The organism is Nostoc sp. DedQUE04 (assembly GCF_034530995.1).
Lineage (GTDB): Bacteria > Cyanobacteriota > Cyanobacteriia > Cyanobacteriales > Nostocaceae > Nostoc.
The window spans coordinates 54,478-74,423 of record NZ_JAVRCA010000010.1; the positions used below are offsets into that span (position 1 = coordinate 54,478).

A 19,946-nucleotide genomic window follows, 5' to 3' on the forward strand; every position below is an offset into this window, starting at 1 on the left:
GGCGTTAGGAGTGCTGAGTTAGGAGTTAAGAGTTAAGAGTTTTGTTTATCTCCTTGTCCCCTTGTCCCCTTGTCCCCTTGTCTCCCCTGCTCCCCTGCTCCCCCTGCTCCCCCTGCTCCCCCTGCCTCCCCTACTTCCCCTACTTCCCCTGCTCCCTCCTCTCCCTCATTTCCCCACTCCCCACTCCCTCTTATGAAATTAATCGAACAAGTACGGCGGCGAACGCCTTTAGGATGGCTGCAACTAAGTCATGAAAAAGGTCGTCTTTTGGTGGCATTGTCAGGTATTGCCTTTGCCGATGTTTTGATGTTCATGCAGCTAGGGTTTCAGAATGCCCTGTTTGAAAGTAACACAATGCTGCATCGGAGTATGCAGGCTGATATGTTTGTCATCAGCCCGCAAGCACGTAATCTAGCATATATGTCTAGCTTTACGCGGCGGCGGTTGTATCAAGTAATGGATGTACCAGGTGTAAAGTCGGCAGAAGGAATGTATGTCAACATTGTTGATTGGAAAAATCCCCAAACACATCAGAAGACGACAATATTAGTTATGGGGTTCAATCCCGATCGGCAAATGTTGAACTTAGCGGATGTGAATCGCCAGATAGATGCTATTAAGCTACCAGATACTGTTCTGTTCGATCGCGCCTCTAGAGGAGATTACAATGAAGCGATCGCCAAAATTGAACAAGGTAAAACTGTCACAACCGAAATAGAACGGCGGACAATTACCGTTAGCGGCTTATTTTCAGTCGGAGCTTCCTTCATAGCCGATGGTACTTTAATCACCAGCGACCAGAACTTTCTGCGATTATTTCCCAGACAAGAAGCCAGTAGTGTCAGTCTCGGTTTGGTGCAGTTGCAACCAGGCTATGACCCAAAACAGATGAAAGCAGCTTTAGAATCTCATTTAGATAATGATGTTAAAGTTTTAACCAAAGCAGAATTTCTCGAATTTGAAATAAATTATTGGAAAACAAATACGGCGATCGGATTTATCTTCAGCCTGGGTGTAGCAATGGGGTTTTTGGTGGGCGTGATTATCGTCTATCAAGTTCTTTCTACAGATGTGAATTCTCATATCAAAGAATACGCTACTTTCAAAGCAATGGGGTATAACAATCTCTACTTATTAGGTGTGGTGTTTGAAGAGGCGATAATTTTGGCGGTTTTAGGTTTTATCCCAGGAGCGATCGCACCTTTAGGACTTTATCATTTAACTCGTAATGCCACCAATTTGCCAGTTTACATGACCGTAGCACGAGCCTTGACGGTATTAACTCTGACGATGATTATGTGTATAATTTCTGGTGCGATCGCTACTCGGAAATTACAGTCTGCTGACCCCGCAGATATGTTTTGAAATTAGTCCTTTGTCATTAGTCATTTGTCATTTGTTACTCAAAAGGACTAATGACTAAGGACAAATGACAATCATCACGAGTAATCAAGCTATTTATGAGTAGTCAACCTGTAATTTCTGTTAAAAATCTCGACCACTATTTTGGTCATGGTCAACTCCGCAAGCAAGTTCTCTTTGATATCAATTTGGATATTAACGCTGGCGAAATTATTATTATGACTGGGCCTTCTGGTTCTGGTAAAACTACACTTCTCACTTTAGTTGGCGGCTTGCGTTCTGCCCAATCTGGCAGTTTGCAGATATTGGAACAAGAACTGTGTGGCGCTAACAAAGCACAACTTACCCAAGCACGACGCAATAACGGTTATATTTTCCAAGCCCACAATTTGCACGGTAGCCTGACAGCGCTCCAGAACGTCAGAATGGGTTTGGAAGTGCATAATAATATTTCACCGACAGAAATGAAAACTCGGTCAGCCCAAATGTTAGAGGAGGTAGGATTAGGAGAACGCCTGAATTATTATCCTGATGATTTATCCGGGGGACAAAAACAAAGAGTTGCGATCGCTCGTGCGTTGGTTGGTCGTCCTAAAATTGTCTTAGCAGATGAACCCACCGCCGCCCTTGACAGTAAATCGGGACGAGATGTGGTTAACCTGATGCAAAAACTAGCTAAGGAACAAGATTGTACCATTCTCTTGGTTACTCATGACAACCGCATTTTAGATATTGCCGATCGCATCGTTTATATGGAAGATGGCAAGTTAGTAAATGACAGTGCTGTTGTTGCAGCATCTTAAGCAGATTCTTTTTGAGCAATTCTCACAAATCAAATTTGTGAAGTAAAGAGATTTTGCAACTGCGAATCAGACTTTTTAGACATTAGGTTTTTTCTGCTATTTCTAAGAGGGTGTTTATAAAATAAAAATTAAGCAGTCGAGCAACGATGATTGCGGGCTAATCTACGTAACATAAGATTTGTCATAGCCGCATATATCATCGTTTCACTTGTTTGGGGATGATACTCGTAATCCTTACTGAGACGACGATAGCGACCCAGCCACGCCAGTGTACGCTCTACTACCCAACGGCGAGGTAATACTTTAAATCCGTCTGTGCGATCGCAACGTTTGATAATGGAGAGTCCACAACCAATGAAATATCTAACCCAATCGACTAATGAGCCAGCATATGCGGCATCCGCCCAAACTAAATATAGTTTAGGGAATAAGTGGTCAATTTTGTCGAATACAAGCTTTGCGCCATCACGGTCTTGAATCGAAGCTGTATGTACGACAACCATCAAAATTAAACCCATCGTATCAACAAGGATATGGCGTTTGCGACCATTAATCTTTTTTCCGGCATCATAGCCCTTCACCCCTCCTTTGTCAGTAGTTTTAACTGTTTGTGAGTCGATAATTCCTGCCGATGGCTCTATATCTCTTCCTTCCATCTGACGCAATTGCGATCGCAATACTGTATGAATTTTCTGCCATACTCCTTTACGCTCCCAGCGTCGGAAATATGAATATACTGTTTGCCATGCAGGTAAATCGTGAGGCATCATTCGCCACGAGCAGCCTGCACGCAATATGTAAAAGATTGCATTTACTACCTCCGGCATATCTACTTCACGCTTTTTTCCACGATGAAGGCTGACGTTCTGCTGGAATCATTGATTTTATCAAATCCCATTCGGTATCAGAAACGTCTGTAGGATAAGCTTTCCGAGCCATTTTACGCGATTCAAATACTATGACTGTCTCTTTTAAAATACCTGTCCTGGAGAAATGACTATGGTGTTCTTTATTTTTTATTTATAAACACCCTCTAAGAGACTGCGCGGTGTTTGGTGGAAACTAGCAACGGCTAATTGCAAAGCTACTGGCTGCTGCAACAACAGCTCTGGTGCTGACAAGAATGCTTGCAAATCTGATACACTAACTGGCTGAAGAGGTTGCATGGCTGTATCACTAAAAATAGTAGTACATCTTTACTATACAAGGGATACGTCAAAACTATTGTGAAAGTTTTGTGTCCCTATCTTTATAATTCCCAATAGTAAACAGACTTAATACAGTAATCCTATTTGATTTGTGAGAATTGCAAGCTACAGGTGTCCCAATGCGGTTTGGTTAATGTTTCGTTTTAACCTTTGAATGGGACTATAAGGGTTCTTATCCCTTATGAGGTACAAAAACCAACTTCACCCCGCAAGTGAGGAGAGGAATATGATGTACCTAATACGATTAGGAAAAGCTATAATCATCAAAATTTGATATAAATTTCCACCAATCTTAATCACACCAAATATTTTTTGTTATTTACTTAATTTGATTGTGATTGTTGGCGCTGTTACAACCCGGAATTTTAAAACCGTTTACTATACCTGAGTACTTTCATAAAACAAAAGTAGTTTGCTAAAAACATAAACCTCTAATTCGGTAGAGATATTCGTTGTTATCCTAACCAGCTAAATCACTTCATCTAAGTAAAAGCTCAACAATTTCCAAATTATTTTATGGACTTGGAAGTGATAAATCAAGAATAACTGACTAAAGAAGTAGCAATTAGCAAACAATTACGGAGAAAAGCCTAATCTGTTCTTTTTTCTGCGCCACTAGTTAAGAGGTAATCTATGGTGCGAAACTCAAAGCTAGGGTACAGAACGTTCCCTAAGTCTATTCTGCGTCCATCCGTTGCTATAGGTATAACTATATCTTTATTGGTTGGCGGCATAAGTTTTTATATAATAAAACGCTGGCAAAATTATGCAAATCCAGAGGCACAAGTACCAGTAACACAATTACCACAGTTAAAAACGGTAACAGCTTTAGGGCGACTCGAACCACAGGGAAAGGTAATTAAACTCTCTGCTGCGGTGTCTGCGGAAGGAAGTCGGGTAGAAAAGTTATTAGTGAAAGAGGGGGATAAGGTAAAAGCAGGACAAGCGATCGCAATTTTAAACAGCCGCGATCGCCTCCAAGCAGCATTAAAAGAGGCACAGGAGCAGGTAAAAGTAGCCCAGGCAAACCTAAACCGCACCCAAGCAGGTGCTAAACGCGGTGAAATTGCCGCCCAAAAAGCTGCGATCGCCCGCCTAGAAGCCGAACGCCAAGGTGATATTAATGCCCAAGCCGCGACAATTGAGCGATTCCAAGCCGAAGTGCGTAACGCCCAAGCAGAAGACGAACGCTATCAGCAACTATATCAACAAGGCGCAATTTCCGCCTCCCAACGGGATAGCAAGCGTTTAAACTTGGAAACCGCTCAAAAAACCTTGCAAGAAGCCCAAGCACAGTTAAATCGTACCCAATCAACAAGTCAGCAACAAGTTAAACAAGCCACAGCAACACTCGATGAAATCGCCGAAGTGCGGGGAGTGGATGTAGAAGCCGCTAAAGCAGAAGTCAATCGTGCCGTAGCAGCCATGAATCTGGCAAAAGTTAATCTAGAACAAGCTGAAGTGCGATCGCCCCAAAATGGACAGGTATTTGAGATCCATACCCATCCTGGAGAATTAGTATCAAATGATGGCATTGCAGATATTGGACAAACCAGCCAGATGTATGTCATCGCCGAAGTCTACGAAAGCGATATTAGCAAAGTGCATTCAGGACAGCAAGTGCGAATCTTTGGTGATAACCTCCCGATTGAATTGCAGGGAATCGTAGATCGCAAAGGCTTGCAAGTGCGACGACAGAATGTCATTAACACAGATCCCGTCAGCAATATCGATAACAGAGTAGTAGAAGTCCACATCCGACTAGATGAAACTTCCAGCCAAAAAGCCGCCACCTTAACCAATATGCAAGTTAAGGCAGTAATTGAATTGTGAAAAGGGCATTGGGCATGGGGCATTGGGCAATTGGACATTGGTTATTTCCCTTGTCCCCCTTGTCCTCCTTGTCCCCCTTGTCCCCCTTGTCTCCACTCCCCACTCCCCAACCCCCAGTACCTAATGATGGGATTGCTCAAACAACTGCGACGGCGAACTCCTCTAGGATGGCTGCAATTGAATCATGAAAAAAGCCGTCTTTTAGTGGCATTATCAGGCATTGCCTTTGCGGATCTTCTCATGTTTATGCAGCTAGGTTTTCAGACTGCGCTGTATGACAGTAACACCAGACTACATCGCAGTTTGCAAGCAGACATTGTTTTAACCAGTCCCCAAGCCCGTAACTTAGCAAGCTTGTCTACATTTTCTCGGCGGCGACTTTACCAAGCAATGGATATACCAGGGGTGAAGTCGGCAGAATCAATGTATTTCAACAACACAATCTGGAAGAATCCCCAAACACACCGTGAGACAGGGGTGTTAGTTATCGGCTTTAACCCAGACAAACCAGCCTTTGACTTACCAGATGTTAACCAGCAATTGCAAGCGATCAAAATGCCGGATACCGTCTTGTTCGATCGTGGTGCAAGAGGAGATTATCAAAAAGCGATCGCTCAAATTGACCAAGGTAAAACCCTGACTACTGAAATAGAACGGCGCACAATTACCATTAGTGGCTTATTCCAAGTCGGGGCTTCCTTTGGCTTTGATGGCAACCTGATTACCAGCGATCAAAACTTTTTGCGGCTATTTTCTGGGCGACAGTCGAGCAGTGTCAGTCTAGGTTTGATTCTTCTGAAACCAGGCTATGAACCGAAAAAAGTAGCAGCAATGCTCAAAGCCTACCTCAGAGATGATGTCAGAGTATTAACCCACGCCGAATTTATTGAATTTGAAAATAACTTCTGGAGAACAAATTCCCCAATTGGGTTTATTTTCAGTTTAGGTGTATCGATGGGGTTTGTAGTGGGCACGATCATCGTCTATCAAGTCCTCTCTAACGATGTTAATGCCCACGTTCGAGAATACGCCACCTTCAAAGCAATGGGATATCGCAATTACTACCTACTAGGTGTGGTGCTTGAAGAATCGTTGATCTTGGCAGCATTGGGCTTCTTTCCCGGACTGGGAGTGTCCTTAGTGCTTTATCAACTGACTCGCAGTGCTACAAATTTGCCCATGTACATGACTGCAATTCGGGCATTGCAGGTATTAGTACTGACCATCATTATGTGTACAATTTCCGGTGCGATCGCCACCTGCAAACTCCAAGCCACCGATCCCGCAGATATGTTCTAAAAATTGTCATTTGTCATTGGTCATTTGTCATTTGTTACTCAAAAGGACTAATGACTAAGGACAAATGACAATCATCACGAGTAATCGAGCTATTTATGACTAGCAAACCCGTCATCTCTATTAAAAATCTCGACCACCACTTTGGTCACGGCTCACTCCGCAAGCAAGTTTTATGTAATATCAACTTAGAGATTAATGCTGGTGAAATTATTATCATGACTGGGCCTTCTGGTTCTGGAAAGACTACCTTACTAACCTTAGCGGGTGGGTTGCGTTCTGCTCAATCTGGTAGTTTGCAGGTGTTGGGACGAGAACTTTGTGGTGCTAGTGCTGAAGAACTAGTGCAAGCGCGACGCCATAACGGTTATATTTTCCAAGCACATAATTTGCATGGTAGTTTAACGGCACTCCAAAACGTCAAAATGGCTTTAGAATTGCACAAACATCTTGGGTTAAAAAAGATGCGAGCTAGGTCAGCCCAAATGTTAGAGCAAGTAGGATTGGGAAATCATTTGCATTACTATCCTGATAAACTGTCTGGGGGACAAAAACAACGAGTAGCGATCGCTCGTGCTTTAGTCAGTCATCCTCAAATAATCCTCGCGGATGAACCCACCGCCGCCCTTGACAGTCAATCAGGACGAGATATAGTCAATCTCATGCAAAAACTAGCAAAAGAACAAGGCTGTACCATCTTGATGGTTACTCATGACAACCGCATCCTAGACATTGCCGATCGCATAGTTCAGATGGAAGATGGCATACTCAAGTCAAAAGTAATACTTTCAGCCTAAAGTTAATTAACGTATTCCCTGATTCAGAGTTGATTTATAAAGTAAATCTGAAGTGTGGCGTGGCAGACTCACATTTTTGCCTTAGTATCATAGTTTTTTGGCAACTAAAGCGCTATTCTCAGTAAGTTTTAAAATATTTCCAAATGGTATGTATATAGTTTAATTTATCTTCACTGACTTACTTACCTAGTTTAAGTAATTTCCCCATACCAATTTCAACCTAACAATGTGATATTAGTGTCCAGTTGAAAAAGTGTCCAGTTGATTCCAAGATTTCCTTCAAGTATTATTTATGTAATCACAGTTAAATTTTATGCTCATTGCCAATGTCATACACCTTGGTTATTAGAGTTAAAACCAATTTCCTAAAATTACAGATAAAATGATTTGCCCTTGCAATCCATAAGTACCTGGAGAATTTCCGAAAATTTATGGTTGTCAACAACATCGGCTTCAAACAGGAAACACTAGTGATAATAAGCTAATCTATTTTCCAATACAAGCAAGGGTTTTTGTAGTTCTATGATTATTGAGAATAGCGCTAGTAGTTCAAACAAAAATTTGCTCGGTTTTGATGTCAAAACTTTGACAGCCAATTGCCGTGCAATAAATGTGTTAAAGGGAATATTTGCTGTTCTCCCGATGGCCTTGGCATTACCTGTAGATGCTTTGCAAGTAAAGGTGATTCCAACTAATCCTAAATTAGGGGATACACTCTCGGTGCAGATTAATCTAGATAATCCAGAGAATAGTACAAAACCAACAGTAGCCAGTGGAAAGAATACATACCCAGCCTTTGAAATTGCGCCCAATCAGTATCGGGCTTTTGTTCCCACAACTCCATTAGAAAAAGCTGGAACTAGAACACTTCGGGTTGCGGGGGATGGTCAAGTGCAAAACTTAGCAGTGAATGTGCTTAACCGCAAATTCCCCGTACAACGTATTACTTTGCCACCTGGTAAAGCTGGAGTGGATGCTACAGAGTATGAACTTAAGCGTGTGGCAGCTTTTAAAGCGCTACAAACACCAGAAAAGTATTGGAATGGAGTATTTCTGAAGCCAAATGCAGGGCGGATGAGTACAAACTATGGTGTACGTCGCTACTATAATGGTACATTTGCAAAAGACTACTATCATCGTGGTCTTGACTACGCTGGTGCTGCCGGTTCACCGGTAATTGCCCCAGCCGCTGGGCGAGTTGCTTTGGTAGGTAGGGTATCCCAAGGGTTTCGGATACACGGTAACGTAGTTGGCATTGACCACGGTCAAGGAGTAACTAGTATTTTCATGCACCTGAGTCGTATTAACGTTAAAGAAGGTGATTTTGTGAAAGCTGGTCAACTAATTGGTGCAGTAGGTTCAACAGGTGCTGCCACGGGGCCACATTTACACTGGGGTCTATATGTCAACGGACAATCTGTTGATCCAACACCTTGGCGAACTAAGGTTGTTAACTAGTAGAGGCAGAATTGATCCTGTCTTTGCATAATTTGTGTATTTTTTGCTGAGAATTAGGCAAAATAAATTGGATTGATACCGTCCCTACCAAGCTTTGCCAACATAAATGATGATAAGCGTTATGAGTATCGAAAAAATTGTAGAACAAGCTCTCCAGGATGGTTATTTGACACCAGCTATGGAAGCAGAAGTCGGTAGAATCTGTGATAACGCCTCGGAACTCTCAATTGAAGAGTATATGGCGTTAGATCGCCTGATGGGTGCGTTATTGACTGGTGAGGTAGTGGCGGTACCTCGCAAACAATTCATTAACGTTATGGAAGAATTGGTGCTGACAGAAGCGATCGCCCGAGTCGCAGAAATTGAAGCCACCAGCGAAAGTTCTTTAGATGTCGGGGATATTGCCGCTTACGCTCTCAATCGGCTACCACCTTTGTATGCTACTACAGAAGAGGGTGCTAACTTCCAGCGCCAAACGGCTCAGGCACAACTGCAAGACTTAATTTCTCAACAAATAAGCGAGGCGATTAACCGTTACCTCGATCGACCCAATTTCTTCCCAGAACGGCAAGCATTGGGTAAAAATACTGGCAATGAGGTTGTACGCCAAGTTAGTGCTTTACTCCAAACATACGCGCCTAACTTTGAGCAAAAATTATAATTTTAAGAGTCATTAGTCATTAGTCATTAGTCATTGGTCATTTGTTTTAGACAAAGGACAAAGGACAAAGGACTAATGACTCTTAACTAATTAATCACGTACTAACACTTTTGTCCCTATACTCACTTGCTCATATAACAATCGGACATCAGAATTACGCATTCTTAAGCAGCCGTGGGATACAGCCGTTCCTACCAGGTCAACATCCGGCGTGCCATGAAAGCCAATTTCATTCCGTCCATCTGACCAAAAACCAATCCATCTATCTCCCAAGGGACTATCCGTACCAGCCTCAAATACTTTGCCAGTAATCGGGTGACGCCAGATTGGATAATGTCGCATGTGGATCACCTGGAAAGAACCTGTGGGCGTTTCCCAACCTTTCTTGCCGACAGCAATGGGATAGCTGGCGATCACCTCTTCTCCTGCATATACATAAGTGCGGCGATCGCTTAAATCAACCACCACTTGCGTCTTGACATTTGCCAGCCTACTAGATGGTACTTGTTGGGCTGAAGCCTGAGACCACAGACCTTTTGGCCAACTATCTGCAACTGGATTTTGTCTTTCTACTGGGGCTACCAGTTGCGGCTGAGTTGGTAAGTCGCTTGCTTTAGCTACATTATTCTTAATAATTTGGGGTTTAGTTTGAGGCTTAATGGTAGCAGGCTTGAGTTTAGAAGCCCTACGAATAGCTGCTTTCGCTAGATTCTTCTTAATTATTTGCGACTTAATGGTAGAAGACTTGAGTGTAGAAGCTTTACGAGTAGTTGTTTTAGCTAGATTCTTCTTAATTATTTTTGATTTAGTTTTAGGTTTAATAGCAGAGGACTTTGGTGTAAACGTCCTCTGGGCAGTCGAGCCTTGGGTAACTTCATCAGGTGGCACAGATCCACCCAGCGCAATTTCCCCCAAACTCACTTGGGAAAGATTCTTGTAGACTCCTTCAGTCCGGCTTCCCTTAAGATTGGTTCGGGTAGAATCTCGCCGCATCGAAGTAGATGCAGACTTCTCATACTGCCGTTCCGCCGTACTAATGCGCCAATGGACAGCTAAGGATAAAAATGCTGTGCCAAAACAAAGCAGCATTACCATACGCCCTACAGATTCGTTTCTTACCATTGCCATCGCCTATTGTTTATCCCTGACATATCCAGCCGAGCAATTGGATGAGTTCATCATCCGGTCATCAAAAATTTATCAATACTTATCATTTCCGCTATAAATCTGCCAACACCTCTGGGCAAACTAAGACTATGCAAATTTTCCCAGCGGCAAAACTTCAAGTGAGCAACCTCATTCCTCCAAAGTTTTGAGGGTCGTAAGCCTCTCCTCAGACTTTTTAGTGGAACTCTTGAAATGTAGCAATCAATCATTAATGGTGTAGGTGGATGAAAAACCATGTTTGAAAAACTATTGCTAGCGGTAACAATTACATTTTCCCTCAATTTATTTTTTCAAGTTCGCGTACCAGAGCAACATAACTCTAGTACTGCTTTCGGTCCACAATCAGAACAATCAGCAACTATTCTGGTAACGAAATCAAAAAATTAAATCACCATCTTAGCAACCACAGCAACCTAACTTCCAGAAATTATTACCCGAATTTTAAAGGTATCAAGAAGTTAGAATTACAAAATTTTATCTTCATTTTTATAGCTAAATTTAATTATCTCGAGCAAGCGTATATACCCAGTTGCTAAAAGTACTAAAATGTGCATTAGATCGCGCCTTTGTTCGTTGATAGGTCTTAGGCAACTATGGGAGCAGTATAAGGAAAAGTGGCTCTGCTTATTGCTACAAATATATCCAAAATTGTCTGCTTCAGTGTTCCAGTCATAAATCCGTCACCTGAGCATGGAACTTCTGTACCATTAGCAGGTCTAATAGATAGGGATGATTTAGAGCCAGTACGATCTATGAGTCAATCGATTACTGTATCCTGGTCAACGGTTGATGCAAAGTATCCAGAAGCATCAGTGCAAGTTGACAAACTCCCTAACCACGATTTAATTTTGCGCTGTCAAGCCGGACTGCGACCAGATCGTGCTGCTTTTGCGGAACTATTACGCCGCTATCAAAGTCAAGTCGATCGAGTTCTATACCACTTAGCTCCAGATTGGCCTGACAGAGCCGATTTGGCTCAAGAAGTTTGGATTCGAGTGTATCGGAACATTAACCGATTACAAGAGCCTGCTAAATTTCGGGGCTGGTTAAGCCGCATTGCCACGAACTTGTTTTACGACGAGTTACGTAAACGCAAGCGGGTGATGAGTCCTTTGTCACTGGATGCTCCCCGTTCCTTAGAGGACGGCGAGATGGATTGGGAAATCGCTGGTGATACCCCAGGCCCTGAAGAAGAACTGACAACGAGAGAATTTTACGAGCAATTGCGGGAAGCGATCGCGGATTTACCAGAAGTTTTTCGTACTACCATTGTCCTCAGAGAAATCGAAGGCATGGCTTATGAAGAAATTGCCGAAATCACTGGAGTTTCTCTAGGAACTGTGAAGTCCAGAATCGCCAGAGCTAGATCGAGGCTGCAAGCCCACTTGCAGAATTATCTAGACTCCTAATTTTCTTAATTTACAGTATCTTGCTTCTGCCCAATGGCAGAATTTAAGCATAGATTAAAAATTACTAGAAAGACGTAGATTGTTTCTGCCTAAAGGTAGAAAATTGGCTAATTCTCCCAAAATTCCCGCCCAGTTTACCCGTGTATGAATTGGTAATAATGTTAAGATGACTACTGATTCTCAGTTTTACGACCGTTCTCCTTTGCAACTTCCTCAAGATTTGTCAGATGGAATGGCCAAGCATACCAATGAATCAACGGGTCTTATGGATATGGTGAAGCGCGATCGCTTCGAGTTATTGAGTGCTTACCTCGATGGTGAAGTCACAGCCACCGAACGCAGGCAAGTAGAAGAATGGCTGGCAAATGATGCCTCAGTTAAATGTTTGTATGCCCGACTGTTAAAACTGCGCCAAGGTTTGCGGACGCTCCCAGTGCCAGCAGCCCAACAGTCGCCAGAAGAAACAGTTCAGCAAGTATTGACACGTTTGCGCCGCCGCTCCCGTTTAAACTGGATAGCGGCAGGTGCAGCTGTTGCTGCTTGTGCGATCGGTGCAATATCTGGCTTAGTAGGTGGTGGTTCGATGGTGCCGCAACTGGCGCAACAACCACAAAGAGAACCGATACAAACGTCCTCAGCGTCTATAGTTCCCCCTTCCCCGCTGATGGTGGGACTAAATAACCCGGTAATTGAAATTCCGAAAGCAGCAGTAGCCTCTCCAGAAAATTCAATTTATCAGGTTCAGCCGCAACGACACGACCCCAAACAGGACATAAACTAATCGCAAAGTTTACAGTTCAAAACTGTACTCTAGGGTTAAACCACAGCCGCTCCACCAGCCGCTAGGTTGGAGTAAACCTCCTAATTGCTCAACTTGTTCTAGAGTCATTAAATAAACCCAAGCCCAACTATAAGAGAGCGACTGTGGCTCATAAACCTCGATAATTTGTCGATTATAGAGGTTTTCTGGTGTTTGTCTATTGGGCTGGTAATCTTCCAGCACATCTAGCTCATTTAAAATCTTTGGGTAGGAAAAAGAAAGTAAATATCCGTAAACTTGGCTATTCCCTAGCGTCATCGCTGGGTAGCCCATTGGCAGAGCAAATAATTTGCCTTGTACAATGGCTGTTTTGACATCAACTACTTTGCCAGCACAGTATCTTTTATAGTTAGCTTCACCTGGCTTAAGCGTGCCGTAGACAAAAACCCGTACTAAATCAATAAATTTTAGATTTGATTCAACCATCGCCTATTTTAACCATCTAACTTGACAGCAATCAAAACCTATGATTTTGAATACCTCTAGATATCAGTTCTAGAGATATTTTTGTTTACTCAGATTAATAGTTAAACAATTAAGTACTACTCTTGCCCTTTATTCCTATCTAACTTCTCTTGAATAGCTTCTTTACAAAATTCAGGAGGGTTATGTTGTTGCTGCACTTCCTCTTTCATTGTCTTAGTCATGCGTATATTCATTTTCTCGGTCAGTGGCTCCTCTCTATCAGTAGTAAATTTTTTTAAATTTTCTGGATTTCCTTTAGGATTAGCCATTGTTGAGAGATGAGATGAATTCACCCACTGATGAGCAAGCAGCACTGATTAAGCTGACGATGGAAGGCAAAGCTATGAGCTATCCTGACAGATACGACCAAGAAAATTTGCTTAACTTGCACAAAGCTAAGATACACCTTGAAATGGCTATCGGATTGCTAACCCAGTAAATCAGTTTAGAACCAAATACATCTAGTCCCCAGCATCCTAAGCTTAGGGACTTTTTTATGCACTATATACCTAAACTTGTTGAACTTTAGGGATATAAGATAGATAGAAATAGGGGGTAGAAAGAAATAGTAAATTGATTTTGTAAATTAAATTAGAAAATTACTAGACAGATAATTCCCTTAACATAGTGGTTCAAATGTACTAGTAAGCAAATGCTAGAAAATTAGTAGAAATAAAGTGTAACAGGCATGAAACCATTGGAAATACGTGATTCTGTAGATTCCCGATATAACCCAGCAGCAATTGAGGAAAAATGGCAAAAAACATGGGTAGAACTTGGCTTAGATAAGACACCGACAGTTAGCAACAAGCCAAAATTCTATGCTCTTTCCATGTTCCCTTATCCATCGGGCAGCCTACACATGGGTCACGTCCGTAATTATACGATTACCGATGTGATTGCCCGCCTTAAACGAATGCAAGGGTATCGGGTAATACACCCAATGGGTTGGGATGCTTTTGGCTTGCCAGCAGAAAATGCCGCCATTGACCGTGGTGTACCGCCAGCTAAATGGACTTATCAGAATATTACCCAGATGCGGCAACAATTGCAGCGTCTCGGTTTATCTATTGACTGGGAATGCGAACTCGCTACCTGTTCGCCAGATTATTACAAGTGGACGCAATGGATTTTCTTGCAGTTTTTGCAAGCGGGTTTAGCTTATCAAAAAGAAGCGGCTGTAAACTGGGACCCGATCGATCAAACTGTACTAGCAAATGAGCAAGTTGATAACGAAGGACGTTCTTGGCGCAGTGGAGCAATAGTTGAGCGCAAATTATTACGCCAGTGGTTTTTCAAGATTACCGACTATGCTGAAGAATTACTCAACGACTTGCATCAATTGACAGGTTGGCCGGAACGCGTCAAGTCTATGCAGGCAAACTGGATTGGCAAATCTACAGGCGCTTACTTAGAATTTCCCATTATTGGGATAGATGAAAAAATTGGAGTGTACACCACACGCCCAGATACAGTTTATGGTGTTAGCTATCTAGTGTTAGCACCAGAACATCCTTTAACAAAGCGCGTCACTACAAAAGAACAACAAGCAGCGGTAGAAGCCTTTTTTAAAGAGGTTTCTAATCAAAGTGAGTTGGAACGTACTGCTGAAGACAAACCTAAGCGGGGTATACCCACAGGTGGTAAGGCAATTAACCCATTTTCAGGGGAAGAAGTGCCGATTTGGATTGCTGATTATGTACTGTATGAGTATGGTACTGGAGCAGTGATGGGTGTACCGGCACACGATGTCCGGGATTTTAAGTTTGCCAAAAATTATGATTTGCCAGTTGATTTTGTCATAGCTTCCCCAGATGATGTTGCAGGTTTTGACTTAACTCCAACATCAGAGAATGATGAAGTCACACAACTCATCCAAATTGAATATAACCAGGCATACACTGAACCAGGAATTTTAATTAATTCTGGGGCTTTTACTGGTATGACTTCCACTGATGCTAAACAAGCAATAATTGAATACGCCGAACAACAAGGTTTTGGTAAAGTACGGGTGCAATATCGCTTGCGGGATTGGTTGATTTCACGGCAACGTTACTGGGGCGCACCGATACCTGTAATTCACTGTCCCAACTGTGGGATAGTACCAGTTCCCGATCGAGATTTGCCAGTACAGTTACCGGAAGAGGTGGAATTTACTGGACGTGGTGGTTCACCTTTGACTCAGTTAGAGAGTTGGGTAAATGTACCTTGTCCAACTTGTGGCACTCCAGCAAAGCGGGAAACTGACACGATGGATACTTTTATTGATTCCTCGTGGTATTACTTGCGCTTCCCTGACGCTAAGAATGAACAACAAGTTTTCGATTCTAGTAAAATAAACGACTGGATGCCAGTTGACCAGTATGTGGGTGGGATTGAACACGCAATTTTACATTTGTTGTATTCGCGGTTCTTTACTAAGGTACTACGGGACAGAGGCTTGTTAAACTTTGATGAACCCTTCCAACGCCTCTTAACTCAAGGTATGGTACAGGGTTTAACTTATCTAAATCCTAATAAGGGTGGGAAAGATAAATGGATTCCTTCTAATCTAGTAAATTCAGCCGACCCCCGTGACCCCCAAACAGGCGAACCACTGCAACGCCTCTACGCTACCATGTCTAAATCAAAGGGCAACGGTGTAGCGCCAGAAGATGTAATTTCCAAATACGGTGTAGACACAGCGCGGATGTTCATCTTGTTCAAAGCGCCGCCAGAAAAAGACTTGGAATGGGATGAAGCCGATGTGGAAGGACAATTCCGGTTTTTAAATCGGGTTTGGCGTTTGGTAACAGATTATATTGCGGCTGGGGTATCCCATAAAAAACCCCAATCTGATTTAACTAAGGCAGAAAAGGAATTGCGGCGGGCGATTCACACGGCGATTCAAGCAGTGACAGAAGACGTGGAAGACGAATATCAATTCAATACTGCTATTTCAGAATTGATGAAGTTGAGTAATGCCTTAACTCATGCTGACGGCAAAAATTCACCGATTTACGCAGAAGGTATTCTCACTTTGGTGGTTTTACTAGCACCATTTGCACCACATATTGCTGATGAATTGTGGCATTTATTGGGTGAAAGTGATTCAATTCATACTCAAACTTGGCCATCATTTGACCCTGCTGCTTTGGTAGCTGATGAAATTACTCTGCCGATTCAGATTAATGGCAAAACTCGCGGCGCAATTCAAGTACCAGCACAAGCAGATAAAGCAGCGTTGGAGAAATATGCTCGTGAATCAGAAATTGCCCAGCGTTACATCGAAGGTAAAGAGATTAAAAAGGTAATTGTGGTGCCTGGAAAGTTGGTGAATTTTGTAGTTAGCTAAGTACAGTTTTGCATAAAATCGTGGCAAATTGAGAGTTGAAATTTAAACGCAGATGCGCTTCTCTACGAGACGCTACGCGAACGCCTTACCATAGGGAATTCGCTACGAATTAATGAAATCTTGTACTTAGCAATTGATAAAATTGTAAATTTAGCCTGACAAAACATCAGAGGATTTACATCCGTGACACTCAAAGAGTTAGAACAACAACTTCTTGCCCTCAGTCCTGATGAAAAATTGCAGGCTATACAGTTATTTGCTCAAAGTCTTGGCAACAATTGGCAAGGAATTGAAAAAACTCCTAGAGTTTGTGGTGGAGAGGCTCGCATCGCTAAAACTCGTATTCCTGTTTGGGTACTTGTGGAAGCTCGCGGTCTTGGATATAGTGATGCTGACCTTTTGACGAGCTATCCAACTATTACAGCTACAGATTTAGCTAATGCTTGGGTATATGCAGAAGCTCATCCCGATGAAATCGAATTGGCAATTGAGCGTAATGAGGTAGCCTAATCAATGGCACGGTTTTACGCAGATGAGCAGTTTCCCTTTCCAGTTGTAGAATTATTACGCGCTTTGGGGCATGATATTTTGACAGTTCAAGAAGCAGAAAATGCAGACAAGGTATACCTGATGAGGAAGTGCTAGCATTTGCCATAAGTCAAGAACGCTCAATATTAACTATCAACAGAGTTGATTTTATCCGTTTGCATCGTCGTGATTCTAACCACTTCGGTATTTTTGTTTGCACGAATAATCGTAATTGGCAACAATTTGCAGCACGGATAGATGAGGCTGTGGCAAAAGAAGAACCTTTGCAAGGAAAACTAATTCGTGTGGTACGTCCAGTAACTTAACAAGGTTTTGATGGTACGCACAAATGCTTGAGTTATCAAGTATATGTTGCAACAATTTTTATAACAGTAGGTTCCTTCTTTGGTATATGTGTATTTAAAAACATCTATCCGATTGTCCAGAGAGTTGGACTGTTTTATTTATACACAAAAAAGCGCTTGAGAATTTTGCTTACTCAAGCGCTTTTCCGTAAAAGCTTATACCAACTCACTCGTTTGATGCAACATTTGAAATCTGCAACACTCCCTACTGAGGGAGTATTACGGGGATAACTTGTGACAAACATGTGGTGAAATGGTATCACTCCTTGCACTAACTAAGAATATCTCTTTTGTAAGAATACCGGGGATCTGGTGAGTGACACTTTATGAACTGAACACTAGTTAAAAACGACTCACCGTGAATAGTAACTAAGGAGACTAAGCACGATTGTAGCAATTTTGTAAGTATAGTATAAAAACTTATAGTTTATTACTACCCGCCGCCGACATTGCTTACTACTAAGTGCAGTATCAAAAAGTGCAGCAATTAGTAGCATAGATATCTCAACTTCTGCGTCAAATTAGTCGCAATCAAATAACCTAGAAAAGGCTTGGATATTGGTATCAAAGCGATTTTGACTCAAATAAATCATAAACGAAGGTATTGTTTAGAGAATGGCAACCCAAGAACAAATGTTTGATCCAAATAGATTGAAAAGTTTGGGTTGGGTATCTTTTATCTCTTAGCAAATGGTAACATCCAAGTCTTCTGTATAGTGTAGTGAGTTACTTCTTTCATGGAAGCAAAACACAACTTTTTCAGTGACAATTACCGCGATGTTCAAAACGATTTCGTGTTTTTCTATAAAAACAACTGAGGTGGATTATGGGTAGATTTTAAGAATTTATCGTACCTATGCCTCATCTAGATAGATGTTTCATCCTTGGCTAAAATAGCCGTTCGCCTACGAGCAGACACCTTAACCTGGCGTCTAGGTGTGTGGTAAGATTGCCTGGAACAGAGGTTTTATCTGAGTTGGAGTCTGGTATAAATTGCAAAGGTCAAGCTGACCGATCGTTACACTCCCACAATACTTTTCCTATAAATTTGGAAAATATACAACAATGTTGGTGACAATCTGAGTGGAATTTGTAGATGAATATCTAGGATTTGCTATCAGACTTAACCGACTTCCCACAATTTTGACTTTTATTTGACTTTTAGGATAGAAACATGAACGATAAGCTGATGCTGATGATTCCAGGCCCTACACCGGTGCCAGAAGCTGCCTTACTGGCATTAGCCAAGCATCCGATTGGGCATCGTACTAGTGAATTTAGCAACATATTGGCAGAGGTGACAGAAAACCTCAAGTGGCTGCACCAAACTCAAAGTGATGTGCTGACGCTGAATGTCAGTGGTACGGGTGCTGTAGAAGCGGGAATAATTAATTTTCTCTCTCCAGGCGATCGCATTTTAGTTGGCTCTAATGGTAAATTTGGCGAACGCTGGGTAGAAGTCGGTCAAGCCTACGGTTTGAATGTAGAAGAAGTTAAGGTGGAATGGGGAAAACCCTTAGACCCCGCAGTATTTGCCGAAAAACTCCAAGCAGATACCCAAAAGCAAATCAAAGCTGTAATTATTACCCACAGTGAAACCTCGACGGGTGTGTTGAATGACTTAGAAACCATCAACCGCCACGTTAAAGAACACGGTGAAGCTTTAATTATCGTTGATGCCGTTACTAGCTTGGGTGCATTCAATCTACCCGTGGATGCTTGGGGCTTAGATATCGTCGCTTCTGGTTCCCAAAAAGGTTATATGATTCCGCCGGGATTGGGTTTTGTTTCTGTCAGTGCCAAAGCTTGGGAAGCTTACAAAACTGCGAAGCTACCAAAATATTATTTGGATTTAGGCAAATATCGCAAAGCCACAGCCAAAAATACAACTCCATTTACTCCGCCTGTGAACTTGATCGTAGCGTTACACACCACGTTGCGAATCATGAAAGAGGAAGGCTTGGAATCAATCTTTGCTCGACACGAACGCCTGAAGAATGCTACCCGCGCCGCCATAAAAGGGTTAAATTTACCTTTGCTTGCAGCAGATAATTCTGCTAGTCCGGCGATTACAGCTGTAGCACCACAGGGGATTGAACCCGATAAGATTCGGTCATTGATGAAAAAACGCTTTGATATTGCCCTAGCTGGTGGTCAAGATCATTTGAGCAATAAAATTTTCCGTATTGGTCACTTGGGTTTTGTGAGCGATCGCGATATCCTTAGCTGTATAGCATCCTTAGAAGTTACCCTCACAGAACTTGGCTACGAAGATTTCACCCCTGGTTCTGGCATAGCAGCAGCAGTTAAAGTGTTTAGTCAGTCCTGAGTAATAAATCAAAAGAGCGAGTTAAATTATCAACTCGCTCTTTTGATTTGTATATAGAGTAGAAACCTTTGCATAAGGTAGAGTTGATGTCACATACCTCAATCCTTTTAA

At 42.3% G+C, this 19,946-nt stretch carries 19 protein-coding genes and 1 pseudogene; 15 read left to right on the forward strand and 5 right to left on the reverse strand.

The window, feature by feature from the left end; translation table 11 throughout:
- Positions 1-192 precede the first annotated feature (192 nt).
- Positions 193-1,365, forward strand: coding sequence for an ABC transporter permease DevC (gene devC, locus RM049_RS09320; RefSeq protein WP_322688105.1), 1,173 nt, complete (start codon positions 193-195; stop codon positions 1,363-1,365).
- A gap of 95 nt (positions 1,366-1,460) precedes the next feature.
- Positions 1,461-2,165, forward strand: coding sequence for a DevA family ABC transporter ATP-binding protein (locus RM049_RS09325; protein WP_322703982.1), 705 nt, complete (start codon positions 1,461-1,463; stop codon positions 2,163-2,165).
- Between the two features lie 128 nt (positions 2,166-2,293).
- Here RM049_RS09325 and RM049_RS09330 read toward each other — a convergent pair.
- Positions 2,294-3,104, reverse strand: a pseudogene (locus tag RM049_RS09330) (IS5 family transposase).
- A 77-nt stretch (positions 3,105-3,181) separates the two neighbouring features.
- The gene (locus RM049_RS09335; protein ID WP_322703983.1) at positions 3,182-3,331 is read right to left on the reverse strand and encodes a hypothetical protein; all 150 of its coding nucleotides are present in this window, start codon (positions 3,329-3,331) and stop codon (positions 3,182-3,184) included.
- Between the two features lie 678 nt (positions 3,332-4,009).
- On the opposite strand from RM049_RS09335, the gene RM049_RS09340 reads away from it, so the two are divergent.
- From RM049_RS09340 to RM049_RS09360, 5 genes are all read left to right on the forward strand, one after another.
- On the forward strand, positions 4,010-5,206 hold the full coding sequence (locus RM049_RS09340) for an ABC exporter membrane fusion protein (protein ID WP_416212628.1): 1,197 nt from the start codon (positions 4,010-4,012) through the stop codon (positions 5,204-5,206).
- A gap of 126 nt (positions 5,207-5,332) precedes the next feature.
- Positions 5,333-6,505, forward strand: coding sequence for an ABC transporter permease DevC (devC, locus tag RM049_RS09345; protein ID WP_322704054.1), 1,173 nt, complete (start codon positions 5,333-5,335; stop codon positions 6,503-6,505).
- 95 nt (positions 6,506-6,600) lie between these two features.
- Positions 6,601-7,299, forward strand: coding sequence for a DevA family ABC transporter ATP-binding protein (locus RM049_RS09350; protein WP_322703985.1), 699 nt, complete (start codon positions 6,601-6,603; stop codon positions 7,297-7,299).
- Positions 7,300-7,821: 522 nt separating this feature from the next.
- Positions 7,822-8,757 (forward strand): M23 family metallopeptidase, encoded by a 936-nt coding sequence (locus RM049_RS09355; protein WP_322703986.1) that lies wholly within the window; start codon positions 7,822-7,824, stop codon positions 8,755-8,757.
- Positions 8,758-8,878: 121 nt separating this feature from the next.
- Positions 8,879-9,418, forward strand: coding sequence for a late competence development ComFB family protein (locus RM049_RS09360; RefSeq protein ID WP_190909652.1), 540 nt, complete (start codon positions 8,879-8,881; stop codon positions 9,416-9,418).
- A gap of 90 nt (positions 9,419-9,508) precedes the next feature.
- On the opposite strand, the gene RM049_RS09365 is transcribed toward RM049_RS09360, so the two are convergent.
- A complete protein-coding gene (locus RM049_RS09365) occupies positions 9,509-10,111 on the reverse strand; it encodes a L,D-transpeptidase (RefSeq protein ID WP_322686919.1) in 603 nt (200 codons plus the stop codon).
- A gap of 1,226 nt (positions 10,112-11,337) precedes the next feature.
- On the opposite strand from RM049_RS09365, the gene RM049_RS09370 reads away from it, so the two are divergent.
- Positions 11,338-11,994, forward strand: coding sequence for a sigma-70 family RNA polymerase sigma factor (locus RM049_RS09370; RefSeq protein ID WP_094352725.1), 657 nt, complete (start codon positions 11,338-11,340; stop codon positions 11,992-11,994).
- Between the two features lie 166 nt (positions 11,995-12,160).
- Positions 12,161-12,775 carry an anti-sigma factor family protein gene (locus RM049_RS09375; protein WP_322671390.1) on the forward strand — a complete coding sequence of 205 codons (615 nt, stop codon included), beginning with the start codon at positions 12,161-12,163 and terminating at the stop codon, positions 12,773-12,775.
- Between the two features lie 9 nt (positions 12,776-12,784).
- On the opposite strand, the gene RM049_RS09380 is transcribed toward RM049_RS09375, so the two are convergent.
- Complete coding sequence (locus RM049_RS09380) at positions 12,785-13,240, reverse strand: gamma-glutamylcyclotransferase family protein (protein WP_322703987.1); 456 nt, start codon at positions 13,238-13,240, stop codon at positions 12,785-12,787.
- A gap of 116 nt (positions 13,241-13,356) precedes the next feature.
- Complete coding sequence (locus RM049_RS09385; RefSeq protein WP_322703988.1) at positions 13,357-13,548, reverse strand: hypothetical protein; 192 nt, start codon at positions 13,546-13,548, stop codon at positions 13,357-13,359.
- Positions 13,549-13,562: 14 nt separating this feature from the next.
- Between RM049_RS09385 and RM049_RS09390 the strand changes: the two genes are divergently transcribed.
- The 6 genes from RM049_RS09390 (at position 13,563) to RM049_RS09415 (ending at position 19,835) form a co-directional block, all read left to right on the forward strand.
- Positions 13,563-13,718 (forward strand): hypothetical protein, encoded by a 156-nt coding sequence (locus RM049_RS09390; protein ID WP_322671393.1) that lies wholly within the window; start codon positions 13,563-13,565, stop codon positions 13,716-13,718.
- A 249-nt stretch (positions 13,719-13,967) separates the two neighbouring features.
- The gene (leuS, locus tag RM049_RS09395) at positions 13,968-16,613 is read left to right on the forward strand and encodes a leucine--tRNA ligase (RefSeq protein ID WP_322703989.1); all 2,646 of its coding nucleotides are present in this window, start codon (positions 13,968-13,970) and stop codon (positions 16,611-16,613) included.
- A gap of 183 nt (positions 16,614-16,796) precedes the next feature.
- Positions 16,797-17,123: a DUF433 domain-containing protein gene (locus tag RM049_RS09400; RefSeq protein WP_322671395.1), complete on the forward strand. Its 327-nt coding sequence runs from the start codon at positions 16,797-16,799 to the stop codon at positions 17,121-17,123.
- Between the two features lie 3 nt (positions 17,124-17,126).
- A complete protein-coding gene (locus RM049_RS09405; protein ID WP_322703990.1) occupies positions 17,127-17,258 on the forward strand; it encodes a DUF5615 family PIN-like protein in 132 nt (43 codons plus the stop codon).
- Complete coding sequence (locus RM049_RS09410; protein ID WP_322703991.1) at positions 17,252-17,467, forward strand: DUF5615 family PIN-like protein; 216 nt, start codon at positions 17,252-17,254, stop codon at positions 17,465-17,467. Before RM049_RS09405 ends, RM049_RS09410 begins: the two co-directional genes overlap by 7 nt.
- A 1,213-nt stretch (positions 17,468-18,680) precedes the next feature.
- Positions 18,681-19,835 (forward strand): alanine--glyoxylate aminotransferase family protein, encoded by a 1,155-nt coding sequence (locus tag RM049_RS09415; RefSeq protein ID WP_322671398.1) that lies wholly within the window; start codon positions 18,681-18,683, stop codon positions 19,833-19,835.
- The last annotated feature ends 111 nt before the right edge of the window (positions 19,836-19,946 follow it).